Genomic DNA, 11,734 nt, shown 5'->3' on the forward strand with positions numbered 1-11,734 from the left:
GGCGCTCAATTCGTCAGGGTGGGGCGCGGCATGGCGGTGACGGGCACCGAAGCGCCGATCATCGCCGGTGCGGCCTTGCGGTCGCCGGGCAGGGCGCGGCGCTGAAGGATCAACCGCGTCACCTCGCGCGCCTTGGCGTCGGCCATCTCGGCCAGGATCGGGGCGGCGCGCCGCTCGGAAATGCGGTCCAGCACATCGACGACCATATCCGTTTCCATGTCGGTCAGGATGCGGGCGGCGTCGCGCGGCTTCATTGCCTCATAGATCGCGACCATCCGCTTCAAATCCTCCTGCGCCAGATTGGAGCGTTGGGTCATCAGCGCCTCGACCTCGCGCTTCACCCCGTTCAACCGCTGGATCTGCGTCCCGACCCGCGCCTCGGTGGCTGCCAGCACCGCTTCGGCCTCGCGCAGGCGGTTCTGGCGGCCGGACGTGTCGGCCTTCTGCTCGTCGATGGCGGCGCGCAGCAGTGGGTCCGTGCAGTTGGGCGGTGCCAGGGCCACCGGCGGCGGCACCTCCGCCACGGGGGAGGCCACCGGGGTGGAGACCGGCAGCGGAACCGGTGCCGGGGCGGAGGCTGCCTCCTTGCCGTCGGCAGCCTTCAGATCGGTCGCCCAGGGCCGTTCATGGCCGCCGAACTCGCGGTCGAACTGCTGGGCGATGACCGGGAAGCCGTCGACCAGGGCGCCGAGCTTCAGCGGCAGCACCATCAGCACGGCGACCAGGGTGATGGGCAGGATGCGCGGGATCATGCCGACACCTCCGATCCGACGGTGCGCAGCCGGGCATAGAAGGCGCTGGCGGCGGCCTTCGCCGGGCCGGAGGAGGACCCAGCGGGCGGGGCGGACGGGACGGGTGCGGCGGTTTCCGCCGGCTGTCCCTCAGCCTTCTGTTCGGCCACCTTCTGTCCGGCCACTGCGCGCAGGGCCGTTTCCAGCGCCTGGAACTCACCCTTGTCGGCTTCAGCCATTTTCAGCGCCGACAGCAGCGGAGAGGACGCTGCCGATTCCGCATCCAGTGGCTTCGCCACGGTCCTGGCATCGTCGGCCGCGTCCGGCCGTGTCCGGTTGCGGGTCGCCCGCATGGCGCCTTCATCGAGGCGGCGCAGCAGGGCGCGGGCATGCTGGACCGACTCTTCCATGCGGGCGGTGGTCCGCTCGCAGGACCCGAGGATCAGCGTCATGTCCTCCTTCATGCCCTTGGCGCGGTCCAGCTCGTCGGACAGGCGGGCGGCGATCTCCGTCGCCGACACGACCATGCGCTTCATCGAGGCGTCGGTGTCGTCGATCGACTTGGAGAAGGTCGACACCAGGGCGTTGATCTCGGACTGGCCGGTGCGCAGCAGCTTCAGCCGCTTGTTGACGATGACCAGATAGGCGGTCGCCGTGACCAGCATCACCGCCAGGGCCGCATCAATGAGAAAGGAGACCATCGATCAGCTCCTGCTTGGTGTCGAGATCGGTGTCGATCTTCACCGCGATGTTGTCGTTGCGCTGTCCCATGTGGCCGGCGAACAGCGGGATGGTCTTGCTGAAGACCAGGACGGTCTGATCCGGGCTGATGCGCAGCTTCAGCGACTGGCCCTTCTGCCAAGCGAGAACCTCGCCCAGCGGCACCTTGGTCTCCGCCAGCACGGCGACCAGCTCCAGCTTGGAGCGCATCAGCTCGTTCTTCAGGTGGCTTTCCCACACCGTGTCATGGCCGAACTTCTCCCCCATGAACATCTGCACCAGCTTGCCGCGGATCGGCTCCAGCGTGGCATAGGGGATGACGATGTCGATGTGGCCGGTGCGGCGTTCCACCTCCACGGCGATGCGCACGCGGATGATGGCGTTGGTGGCGCGCGTGATGGTGGCGAACTGCGGGTTCACCTCCAGCCGGTCGAAGACGAAATCGACCTGCGCCAGCGGGTCGAAGGACTGCCCCAGATCCTGGAGCACCACCTTCATCATCCGCTCGGTCATCTTGCGTTCGATCGAGGTGTAGGCCCGCCCGTCGATCCGCCCCGGCCTGGACCGCCGCCCGCCCAGCAGCACGTCCATCATGCAGTAGATCAGCGCGCTGTCGATGGTCACCAGCATCTGGTTGTCCCACGGCTCGGCGCGGGCGACGCCGATCAGCGCCGGCAGCTCGATGGCGTCCTGGAAGTCGGTGTAGCGCAGCCATTCGATCTTCGACAGCGACGCCTCGACGTTGGTCGAGGCGAACTGGCGCAGCGAGGTGTTCAGCATCCGCACCATGCGGTCGAACACCACGTCCAGCATCGGCAGCCGGTCCTTGTTGACCGTGGTCGAGCTGACCAGCCGCTGGATGGCGCTCATCGCCGGGCCGCCGCCTTCCGGTGCGGCGAAGTTCAGCAACCGGTCGATCTCTTCCTGGCTCAGCGTTTTCGCCTCGCCGGTCAGGCCGGCCAGCGCCTGCTGCATCGCCTCCGCTTCTTCGGCGGCAGGCGGAGTTGGCGGGGCGGTCTGCTGGGCCGCGGCCAGTTCCCACGCGGCGTCGGACCAGTCCGCATCCTCCTCGGCAACGAGGGTGGATGGGGGCATGGACGGGGCGGGCGGGGTGGGGGTGTCGGTCATCCGGTGCCTCTGGAAGGTCGCTATTGCGTGAGCAGGCTGCGCAGCAGGACGTCGGTGACGACGTCGCGCCGGCCGGCGGGGTCGGACAGGATCAGGTTGAAGCGACGCTTGATCTCGCTGCGCAGACGGTGCAGCCCTGCCGACCCCTCCAGGTCATCCTGGTCGAGGTTGCGCAGGAACTCCTGCAAGCTGTCGGTCAGCTGCGGCATCGCCTGCTCGACCCGCTGGCGGTCGCGGGGGGGACGGTCAGCGACAGGCCGATCTTCAGGAAGCGGGACGGCGTGTCGCGGCGGAGATTGACGACCAGTTCCGGCATGTCGACCACGCCATCGGCCGGAGCGGTCTCCGCCGAAGGCATCCACAACCGTTCCACCGCCGGCGTGCCGGCCGCCAGCCAATAGCCGCCGAGCCCGGCCGCCGCCACCGCGACCAGCGCCGCGACGCCGGCCAGCAGCCGGGCGACCGGCAGGGCGATCACCAGAAGCCGTCCCGATCCACGCAGCCGGTTCAGGACTTCGTCCCGTGCCGTTGCCGTTCCTGCCCCTGCTTTCACTAGGCCTAGCCGTGTAATCATCGCTCCATCCCACCGGCGATTGCCGAAAATTTTAGTCAACCGGGGTTTCTTTAAAGTTTTAGGGGCTTTGTCTTCGGTGGCAGTGCCGTTTTTTACTCCGCTTAAAAGTCGCACCGTTAGCGTGACGGGGTGCGCAGGGCGAAGACTAGGCCCGCCGATTTTCAGAAACTTTAAAGGTGCGGGGAACCGTGGACAGTCTGATCGACACCTTGCGGTCCTTGGGTCGCGGTCGGCTGCTCGTGCTGGCGGGCACCGGGCTCGGCATTGTCCTGGCCGTCGCCGGCATGGCGCTGCTGCTGTCGCAGCCGCACATGACCGCCCTTTACAGCGGGCTGGAACCGGCGGAGGCCGGCCGCATCGCCAAGGCGGTGCAGGAGATGGGCGTGCCGGTGAATGCCGGTTTCGACGGCACCACGATCAGCGTGCCGCAGGCCGACGTCTCCCGTGTCCGCATGGCGTTGGCGGAGAAGGGCCTGCCCGCGCACGGCGGCGTCGGTTACGAGCTGTTCGACACCGACAAGCCGCTCGGCATCACCAGCTTCATGCAGCGCATCAACCGCCTGCGCGCCATGGAGGGCGAACTCGGACGCACCATCGAGACGCTGTCCGGCGTCGAGGCCGCCCGCGTCCACATCGTCCTGCCGGAGCGCGAGGAGTTCTCGCGCAGCGCGCCCAAGCCGACCGCGTCGGTGGTGGTGCGCATGCGCGGCCGGGGGTCGATGGACCGCAAGCAGGCGCTGTCGATCCGCCACCTCGTCTCCGCCGCCGTGCCCAACCTGAAGCCCAGCGCCGTGACGGTGATGGATTCCTCCGGCGAGCTTCTGCTGACCGAGGATGACGGGCCGGGTCTGGCTTCGGCCCGCACCGACGGGCTGCGCGTCGCGGCGGAAACCCGCGTCGCCCGCGCGGTGGAGCAGATGCTGACCGCCCGTCTCGGCGCCGGCAATGTCCGCGTCCAGGTCGCCGCCGAGGTGGAGACCAAGCGCGAGGTGGTGCGCAGCCAGACCTTCGACCCCAACAGCCAGGTCGTCCGCTCCACCCAGACGGTGCAGGAGCAGGACCGCAGCCAGGACAGCAACGGCGAGCCGCCGGTCACCGCCGAACAGAACCTGCCGCAGCGCGACGTGCGCGCCCAGTCGCAGGGACCGCAATCCTCCAACGACAGCAAGCGGCAGGAGGAGACGGTCAATTACGAGATCTCCAACGTCAGCCGCGAAACGGTGATCGAGCCGGGCGACGTCCGCCGCCTCAGCGTCGCCGTGCTGGTCAACGGCACCTGGAGGACCGCCGCCGACGGCACCCGCCAGTACGAGCCGCGCACGGCGGAGGAGCTTCAGCGCCTGGGCGAGCTGGTCCGCTCCGCCATGGGCTTCAGCGAGGCGCGCGGCGACCGGGTGACGGTGGACAATCTGGAATTCGTCGATCTGGCCCCCGATCTTGCGCCGCGCCCGCTGGGCGACGAGATCGCCGAGACGCTGACCCGCAACATCATGACGCTGATCCAGTGGGTGATCCTGCTGGTGCTGTCGGCCCTGGTGATCCTGGTCGGCCTGCGTCCGCTGATCCGCCGCGTCTTCCCGGCGCCGGAACCCATGGTGGCCGAGGCGCCCGCCCCGGCGCTGGCCGCTCCGGCCGGCGGCGCCATGCCGCAGCTGACCGGCCCGGCCGCCGCCGGCACCGCCGCCGCCGGTGCGGCGCTGCCCGACGGCGCGGAGGGAGAGGCCACCCTGGCCGCCGCGCCGATGGTGCCGCAGCTGGGCATCGAAGAGACGATGGACCAGCTGATCGAGCTGCGCACGGTGGAGGGCCGCGTCCGCGCATCCTCGATCCGCCGGCTGGGCGAGCTGGTCGACCAGTATCCGGACGAGGCCATCGATATCCTGCGCTCCTGGCTCTATGAGGAGGTGGCGTGATGGCCGCCTATCCGCGCTACCGCTTCGACCACAGCTTCGGCGCCCCCGCCGCGGTGGCGGAACCGGAGGCGGCGGAGGCCGTCGATCCCCTCGACCTGCCGACCCTGTCCGAACGCGAGCATCGCGCGGCGCTGGGCAGGATCCGAGAAACCACACTGGCCGAGGGGCTGGTCCAAGGCCGCCGCGAGGGCGAGCTGTCCGCCGCCCGCCGCATCGAGGCCGAGCTGTCCGCCACCCTCGACCAGTTGGCGCAGCGGATGGCGGCGCTCGACGCCGATCATGCCGCCCTGATGGAGCGGCTGGAGGCCGAGGGCGCCTTCGTGCTGCTGGCGCTGGTCCGCCGCATGGCACCGCGCCTGCTCGATCAGGTCGCCCGCGCCGAAGTCGAGCGGCTCGCCGCCGACGCCCTGCGTGCCGCCGGGCAGGCCCCGATGCTGACGCTGCGTCTGCACCCGTCGCTCTGCCGTCCGCTGGAAGAGCGGCTGGCCGGACAGGGCGTCTTCCGGGGCCGGCTCGACATTCAGGGCGACCCGGCGCTGCCCATCGGTGCCCTGGAGGCGAATTGGGGCGCCGGCTCCGTCCGCCGCGATCCCGCCACCATCCAGGCATCCATCGAGGCCGCCGTCGCCGACCTCACCGACCGTGCCGTTGCCGCCTTGCAGCCGGCGCTGTCGCCCGACCCTTAACGATCCGAAGCGAGAACCCTCATGCCCCCCTTGAACCTCGACATCCTCGACGACGATCCCAAGCAGGCGGAGAAGGCCCCGGACAGGAGCGGCGACAAGCCCTACGACGGGCCGATGAACGCCATCTACAACGTGCCGGTCGACGTGCAGGTCGTGCTCGGCCGCACCAGCATGCTGGTGGCGCAACTGCTGAAGCTCGGCCGCGGCGCCGTACTGGAGCTTGAGCGCAAGGTGGACGAACCGGTCGAGGTGCTGGTCAACCACCGCCTCGTCGCCCGCGGCGAGGTGGTGATCGTCGAGGACCAGCGGCTGGGTGTCACCCTGACCGAGATCGTGCGTACCGAGCTGGAGATCGATTGAGGGGGACGCATAGCGTGCCTTAGTCGGCGGAGCGGCACCTCGCATCCTTGCCTATCCACATTGTGCATCCCCTTCACCCCGACCCTCTCCCCAGGGGGGAGAGGGGGCACCCCGAAAGCCTCCGCATGCGTCCACTTCTCCTCCTCGCCCTGATCCTCGCCGCCGGTCCGGCCGCGGCGGCGCCGCTCGACCTCAATCTCGGGGCGCTGGGCTCGCTGGCGGACGGGGCCAGCCTATCGGGGCGGATCGTCCAGGGCATCGTGCTGCTGACGGTGCTCAGCGTCGCGCCGGGCCTGCTGATCATGGTCACCTGCTTCACCCGCATCATCGTCGTGCTGTCGCTGCTGCGCTCCGCGCTGGGCTTGCAGCAATCGCCGCCGAACATGGTGCTGGTCAGCCTCGCCATGTTCCTGACCTTCCACATCATGGGGCCGGTGATCGACAGCGCCTGGCAGGACGGCCTGCGCCCGCTGCTGAACGAGCAGGTCACCCAGGAACAGGGGCTGGAGCGCATGATCGAACCGTTCCGCGGCTTCATGGCTTCCCATGTCCGCGAACGCGATCTGGCCGCCTTCGCCGCCTTCACCGCCAAGCCGAAGCCGGCCGGCGAGAGCACGGAACCGGCAAAGGACGAGCGTCCGGTGACGGCGGAGAGCGTCGACCTGCGGTTGCTGATGCCGGCCTTCCTGCTGTCGGAGCTGCGCCGCGCCTTCGAGATCGGCTTCCTGCTGTTCCTGCCCTTCCTGGTGATCGACATGGTGGTGGCGGCGATCCTGATGGCGATGGGCATGATGATGCTGCCGCCGGTGATGATCGCGCTGCCCTTCAAGATCATCTTCTTCGTGCTGACCGACGGCTGGTTCCTGATCGCCGGCAGCCTGATCCGCTCCTACGGAGTGTGAGCCGATGGAAGAAGAACCGGCAAGCCCCCACCCCGGCCCTTCCGCCAGCTTGGCCGACAGCCTGCTGGCACAGGCCCGCCGCCGCGGAGTTGCGGTGCCCGAGGACGGCTCGGTCGCCGGCCTGCTGGCCGCTCTCGACCCCAACCCGCTGATCCCGCATCCGCTGCTGCTGGTGGCCGGTGCGGTGATGGCGGTCGCCTTCCGACACGACCGCGCTCTAGCCCTGCTGCCGGCCGACGCCTCCGGTACCACCCTGCCCTCCGCCCCCTCCGCCGATTACTCCTTCTGAGGTGACGCCATGGGATCGCCGATCAAGATCCGTGAGAACTACAAGAGCCTGACCGGCATCGAAAAAAGCGCCGTCATCTTTCTGGCGCTGGGCGAGGAGCGCGGCTCGCGGCTGATGGAACGGCTGGACGAGGACGAGATCCGCCTCGTCAGCCGGGCGATGGCGACGCTTGGCAATGTGACCTCCAATCTGGTGGAGACGCTGATGCGCATCTTCACCGAACGCTTCGCCAATGCCGGGTCGGTCGTCGGCTCCTACGACAGCACGGAGCGGATGCTGAACCGCTTCCTGCCCGCCGACCGCGTGACCGAGATCATGGGCGAGATCCGCGGCCCGGCCGGCCGCACCATGTGGGAGAAGATGTCCAACGTGAATGAGGGGGTGCTCGCCAGCTATCTGGCCGGCGAATATCCCCAGACCGCGGCGGTCATCCTGTCCAAGATGCGGGCGGACCATGCCGCCAAGGTGCTGGTTCTGCTGCCGCCCACCATCCGCACCGAGGTGATCGAGCGCATGATCCAGATCGAATCGGTGCAGCGCGAGGTGCTGCTGGACATCGAATCGATCCTGCACAACGAGTTCATGGCCAATTACGCCCGCACCCATGGCAATGATTCGCTGGAGCGGATGGCCGACATCTTCAACCGCATCGACCGCGAGACGCTGACCGAGATCTTCGACGATCTGGAAACGGTGATGCCGGAGCCGACCCAGCGCATCAAGCAGCTGATGTTCACCTTCGAGGATCTGATGCGGCTGGACCGCGTCTCGTTGCAGGCGGTGATCCGCCGCTGCGACACCGGCCAGCTCGCCATCGCGCTGAAGGGCGCGCCGGCACCCCAGCGCGACCATTTCCTGTCGGTGCTGTCGGAACGCGCCCGCCTGATCCTGCTGGACGAGATCGAGAACATGGGCCCCCTGCGCATGCGCGACGTCAACGACGCCCAGGCCGAGATCGTCCGTGTCGCCAAGGCGATGGCGGAGGACGGCACCATCATCATCCCGCAGTCCGACGACGCCGACACCGTCGTTTATTGAGCGGAGGGTTGCCGAATGGAGGTCGTTTGAATGGCGGGGCGCGACCTCGTCCCCCGTCCCGTGCCGCCACCGGACCGTCTGGCGGGTCACTTCGCCGCGATGCCGTTACCCGCCGCCCGAGTCCCGGATGACGGGGACGAGGCCGGATCGCTGGTGCGGCACCTGCTCGACCTGCTGGACTCGCTGTCGCCGACCGACGCGGCGCTGGCGCGCGGCTGCCTGCCGCGCTGCGATTCGACTTTCGGAGCGGCGCTCGCCCTGTTCCTGGCGGCGACCGCCGGTGGCTGCCGCGGCTGGCTCGGGGCGGACGCCGCAGCCCGGCTGGCGGATCTGGACGACGGGCTGCTGATCGACGACTGCGATCGGGCGCTGGCTTCGCGGTTCCAGCCGGTGGACGGACGGCAGTGGCGGCTGTCGCGCGTGCCCCTGCTGGACGGCGACGACAGCCTGCTCTGTGCGGTCGGGATCGAGGACGGCCTGTCCGACCGCGTCACGCTGGTGCTCCAGGCCCGGCCGCAGCGGTTGGGTCCGGTCCAGCTGATGGCGACGCTGGCCGGCCGCCGGCTGGACGTGACCCTGCGTCTGGCGATGGGCCTGCCGTCCGCCGCCCTGGCCGACCTGCACGAGAGCTTCCGTGCCGCCCTGGCCGACTGCCGGATCGAGGGCGCTTTGACCGTTGGTCCGCTGGCCGATGCCTGGCTCGGGTTGGACGAGCCTCTGTCGTCCGACGTGGCGCTGTGATGGGCGCTATGATTGGGGCGTTCGTCTCCCTCAGATCATTGCAAGCGGTTGCTTGCGCCTGGGCGGGGGGAAGGCCTTGTCGATCTCCGCGATGTCCTCGGCGGTCAGGGTCAGTTTGACGGCGTCGGCATTCTCGATGGCGTGTGCCGTGGTGCCCGCCTTGGGAATCGCGATCACCCCCTGCTGGCGGAGCGCCCAGGCGATCGCCACCTGCGCCGGGGTGGCGTCATGGCGCTTCGCCACCGCCAGCAGGGCGGGCGAGCGCAGCAGGCGGCCGCCCTGGCCGATGGGGGAATAGGCCATCACCGGCATCCGTGCGGTGTGCTGGAACGGAAGCAGGTCGTATTCGATGCCGCGGTGTTCGGGGTTGTAGAGCACCTGATTGGCGGCGCAGCCGTGCAGGTCGGTTGTCTCCGCCAACTCCTCCAGATCGTCGACGTCGAAGTTCGAGACGCCCCAGCGGGCGATCTTGCCGGCGGCGCGCAGCGTCTCGAACGCCTCGACCGTCTCCTCCAGCGGCACGCCGCCGCGCCAGTGCAGCAGGTAGAGGTCGATGCGGTCGATCTTGAGCCGCTTCAGGCTGCGTTCGCAGGCCTTCACCGTGCCGATGCGCGACGCGTTGCTGGGCAGAACCTTGGTGACGATGAACAGGCCGTCGCGCCGGCCGGCGATGGCTTCCCCCACCAGCTCTTCCGAGGCGCCGTCGCCATACATCTCCGCCGTGTCGATCAGGGTCATGCCCCGGTCGATGCCGGTCCGCAGTGCGGCGATCTCGGCGGCGCGGTCGCCGCGCCCCTCCGCCATCATCCAGGTGCCCTGGCCGAGGGCCGGGACCTCGGTGCCGTCCGGCAGGGTCACGCGCTTCATCTCCCTCACTCCCGTCTGTCGTCCCGAAGGACAACAAGCTGGCCCTGCGGGACCAGCTTGTCGATGGGTCTTCGGTGGGCTTTCCGGGGAGTGGGAACCCGGTCAGGCCGCCTTTTTCGGCGCTCCGGCATGGCCGCCTTCGAGGAAGTTCAGCAGCTCTTCCCGGTATTCGTAATAGCGCGGGTGCTCCAGCAGGGCCTGCCGGGTGCGCGGGTGGGGGATGTCGACATTCAGGATGTGGCCGATCTTGGCGTTCGGGCCATTGGTCATCATCACCACCCGGTCGGCCAGCAGCAGCGCCTCGTCCACGTCGTGGGTGACGCAGACCGCGGTGACCTTGGTGCGCGCCCACACCTCCATCAGCACCTCCTGCAACTCCCAGCGGGTCAGGCTGTCGAGCATGCCGAAGGGCTCGTCGAGCAGCAGCAGCTTGGGCGACAGGGCGAAGGCGCGGGCGATGCCGACCCGCTGCTTCATGCCGTTGGACAGCTCCGACGCCTTCCGGTCCATGCTGTCGCCCAAGCCCACACGGGCGAGGTAATAGCGGGCGATGTCGGCGCGCTCGCCCTTGCTCGCATGGGGGAAGACGCGGTCGACGCCGAGCATGACGTTCTCGTAGGCGGTCAGCCAGGGGAACAGGCTGGGGGCCTGGAACACCACGGCGCGGTCGGGACCGGCGCCGTCCACCTCCTTGCCGTCCAGCACGATGCCGCCGCTGGTGACGTCGGCGAGGCCGGCGACCATCGACAGCACGGTGGACTTGCCGCAGCCGGAATGGCCGATCAGCGAGACGAACTCGCCCTTGCGCATCTTCAGGTCGAAGCCGTCCACCACGGTCAGCGGACCCTTCGGCGTGGCGAAGGTCTTGGTCAGGCGGGTGAATTCTAGATAGCGGTCCTCCATCCCGCGCCCGCCCATCGCCTCGATGTAGGCCTTGGGCGGGGGCGAGGCGGTGGTCGGCTTCACGTCGGGCAGGACGAGGCCGTCATCGCCGCCGGTGCCGCGGGCGACGCCGACCTCCATCAGGTAGGCGGTGACCTCGGCGCGCAGGCGCTTGAAATCCTCGTCATGGTTGACGGCGGTGCGGTCGCGCGGGCGCGGCAGATCGACGGTGAAGGCCGGGCCGAGCGTGGCGTTGGGGCCGGGGGTCAGCGGGATGATGCGGTCGGCCAGCAGGATCGCCTCGTCCACATCGTTGGTGATGAGGATGACGGTCTTGCGGTCCTTGCGCCAGATCGCCTCGATCTCGTCCTGAAGCTTGGCGCGGGTCAGGGCGTCGAGCGCCGACAGCGGTTCGTCCAGCAGCAGCATCTCCGGGCTCATGGCGAGCGCGCGGGCAAAGCCGACGCGCTGGCGCATGCCGCCCGACAGCTCCTTCGGCCGGCGGTCGGTGGCGTGGCCGAGACCCACCGTCTCCACCGCCCGGCGGGTCAGCACGCCGCGCTCCGACGAGGGCTTGGCCTTGTGGACGGCATCCACCGCCAGGGCGACATTCTCCTTCACGCTGAGCCAGGGCATCAGCGAATAGGACTGGAAGACCAGACCGCGCTCCGGGCCGGGGCCGGTGACCGGCTTGCCTCGGTAAAGCACCTCGCCGGCATCGGGCATCGCCAGCCCGGCGATCAGGTTGATCAGCGTCGACTTGCCGGAGCCGGAGAAGCCGACGATGGCGACGAACTCGCCCTCTTCGATCGACAGGTCGATGTCGCGCAGGATGGTGGTGCCGCCATAGGACTTCGACACACCCTTCAGGTCCAGGATCGCCATGGTCGTCGTCTCCGTCTC

The 11,734-nt window shown here is 69.0% G+C and carries 14 protein-coding genes; 7 read left to right on the top strand and 7 right to left on the bottom strand.

Annotation, left to right across the window (positions count from 1 at the left end):
- Positions 1-5: 5 nt before the first annotated feature.
- From E6C72_RS28865 to E6C72_RS32470, 5 genes are read right to left on the bottom strand one after another with little or no spacing between them, the layout of a single operon-like run.
- Entirely contained in the window at positions 6-752 is a 747-nt protein-coding gene (locus E6C72_RS28865; protein ID WP_109443850.1) for a MotE family protein, read from the bottom strand.
- Complete coding sequence (locus E6C72_RS28870) at positions 749-1,432, bottom strand: DUF6468 domain-containing protein (RefSeq protein WP_109443851.1); 684 nt, start codon at positions 1,430-1,432, stop codon at positions 749-751. Before E6C72_RS28870 ends, E6C72_RS28865 begins: the two co-directional genes overlap by 4 nt.
- Complete coding sequence (gene fliM / locus E6C72_RS28875; protein WP_109443852.1) at positions 1,413-2,579, bottom strand: flagellar motor switch protein FliM; 1,167 nt, start codon at positions 2,577-2,579, stop codon at positions 1,413-1,415. Before fliM ends, E6C72_RS28870 begins: the two co-directional genes overlap by 20 nt.
- A 20-nt stretch (positions 2,580-2,599) precedes the next feature.
- Positions 2,600-2,788, bottom strand: a complete 189-nt coding sequence (locus tag E6C72_RS32465) for a flagellar basal body-associated FliL family protein (protein WP_247882187.1) — start codon at positions 2,786-2,788, stop codon at positions 2,600-2,602.
- A complete protein-coding gene (locus E6C72_RS32470; RefSeq protein WP_247882188.1) occupies positions 2,776-3,057 on the bottom strand; it encodes a flagellar basal body-associated FliL family protein in 282 nt (93 codons plus the stop codon). Before E6C72_RS32470 ends, E6C72_RS32465 begins: the two co-directional genes overlap by 13 nt.
- A gap of 284 nt (positions 3,058-3,341) precedes the next feature.
- Here E6C72_RS32470 and fliF point away from each other — a divergent pair, with 284 nt between their 5' ends.
- From fliF to E6C72_RS28915, 7 genes are all read left to right on the top strand, one after another.
- The gene (fliF, locus tag E6C72_RS28885; RefSeq protein ID WP_247876113.1) at positions 3,342-5,066 is read left to right on the top strand and encodes a flagellar basal-body MS-ring/collar protein FliF; all 1,725 of its coding nucleotides are present in this window, start codon (positions 3,342-3,344) and stop codon (positions 5,064-5,066) included.
- The gene (locus E6C72_RS28890) at positions 5,066-5,752 is read left to right on the top strand and encodes a flagellar assembly protein FliH (protein WP_109865011.1); all 687 of its coding nucleotides are present in this window, start codon (positions 5,066-5,068) and stop codon (positions 5,750-5,752) included. The genes fliF and E6C72_RS28890 overlap by 1 nt, the downstream gene beginning before the upstream one ends.
- Before the next feature lie 21 nt (positions 5,753-5,773).
- Positions 5,774-6,112, top strand: a complete 339-nt coding sequence (gene fliN, locus E6C72_RS28895) for a flagellar motor switch protein FliN (RefSeq protein ID WP_109865012.1) — start codon at positions 5,774-5,776, stop codon at positions 6,110-6,112.
- A gap of 125 nt (positions 6,113-6,237) precedes the next feature.
- The gene (fliP, locus tag E6C72_RS28900; RefSeq protein ID WP_109865013.1) at positions 6,238-7,014 is read left to right on the top strand and encodes a flagellar type III secretion system pore protein FliP; all 777 of its coding nucleotides are present in this window, start codon (positions 6,238-6,240) and stop codon (positions 7,012-7,014) included.
- A 4-nt stretch (positions 7,015-7,018) separates the two neighbouring features.
- Entirely contained in the window at positions 7,019-7,303 is a 285-nt protein-coding gene (locus tag E6C72_RS28905) for a hypothetical protein (RefSeq protein ID WP_109865014.1), read from the top strand.
- A 9-nt stretch (positions 7,304-7,312) separates the two neighbouring features.
- Positions 7,313-8,341, top strand: a complete 1,029-nt coding sequence (locus tag E6C72_RS28910) for a flagellar motor switch protein FliG (RefSeq protein ID WP_109865015.1) — start codon at positions 7,313-7,315, stop codon at positions 8,339-8,341.
- Between the two features lie 30 nt (positions 8,342-8,371).
- On the top strand, positions 8,372-9,082 hold the full coding sequence (locus E6C72_RS28915; RefSeq protein WP_109865016.1) for a hypothetical protein: 711 nt from the start codon (positions 8,372-8,374) through the stop codon (positions 9,080-9,082).
- Positions 9,083-9,112: 30 nt separating this feature from the next.
- On the opposite strand, the gene E6C72_RS28920 is transcribed toward E6C72_RS28915, so the two are convergent.
- Both E6C72_RS28920 and E6C72_RS28925 read right to left on the bottom strand, forming a co-directional pair.
- Complete coding sequence (locus E6C72_RS28920; protein ID WP_109865017.1) at positions 9,113-9,949, bottom strand: aldo/keto reductase; 837 nt, start codon at positions 9,947-9,949, stop codon at positions 9,113-9,115.
- Between the two features lie 102 nt (positions 9,950-10,051).
- Positions 10,052-11,716, bottom strand: a complete 1,665-nt coding sequence (locus tag E6C72_RS28925; RefSeq protein WP_109865018.1) for an ABC transporter ATP-binding protein — start codon at positions 11,714-11,716, stop codon at positions 10,052-10,054.
- Positions 11,717-11,734 lie beyond the last annotated feature (18 nt).

This window comes from Azospirillum sp. TSH100 (assembly GCF_004923295.1).
GTDB lineage: Bacteria > Pseudomonadota > Alphaproteobacteria > Azospirillales > Azospirillaceae > Azospirillum.

Coding starts and splice junctions, on each gene's coding strand:
- E6C72_RS28865 (WP_109443850.1), bottom strand. CDS start 752: ATGATCCCGCGCATCCTGCCCATCACCCTGGTCGCCGTGCTGATGGTG.
- E6C72_RS28870 (WP_109443851.1), bottom strand. CDS start 1,432: ATGGTCTCCTTTCTCATTGATGCGGCCCTGGCGGTGATGCTGGTCACG.
- fliM (WP_109443852.1), bottom strand. CDS start 2,579: ATGACCGACACCCCCACCCCGCCCGCCCCGTCCATGCCCCCATCCACC.
- E6C72_RS32465 (WP_247882187.1), bottom strand. CDS start 2,788: ATGCCGCAGCTGACCGACAGCTTGCAGGAGTTCCTGCGCAACCTCGAC.
- E6C72_RS28890 (WP_109865011.1), top strand. CDS start 5,066: ATGGCCGCCTATCCGCGCTACCGCTTCGACCACAGCTTCGGCGCCCCC.
- fliN (WP_109865012.1), top strand. CDS start 5,774: ATGCCCCCCTTGAACCTCGACATCCTCGACGACGATCCCAAGCAGGCG.
- fliP (WP_109865013.1), top strand. CDS start 6,238: ATGCGTCCACTTCTCCTCCTCGCCCTGATCCTCGCCGCCGGTCCGGCC.
- E6C72_RS28905 (WP_109865014.1), top strand. CDS start 7,019: ATGGAAGAAGAACCGGCAAGCCCCCACCCCGGCCCTTCCGCCAGCTTG.
- E6C72_RS28910 (WP_109865015.1), top strand. CDS start 7,313: ATGGGATCGCCGATCAAGATCCGTGAGAACTACAAGAGCCTGACCGGC.
- E6C72_RS28915 (WP_109865016.1), top strand. CDS start 8,372: ATGGCGGGGCGCGACCTCGTCCCCCGTCCCGTGCCGCCACCGGACCGT.
- E6C72_RS28920 (WP_109865017.1), bottom strand. CDS start 9,949: ATGAAGCGCGTGACCCTGCCGGACGGCACCGAGGTCCCGGCCCTCGGC.
- E6C72_RS28925 (WP_109865018.1), bottom strand. CDS start 11,716: ATGGCGATCCTGGACCTGAAGGGTGTGTCGAAGTCCTATGGCGGCACC.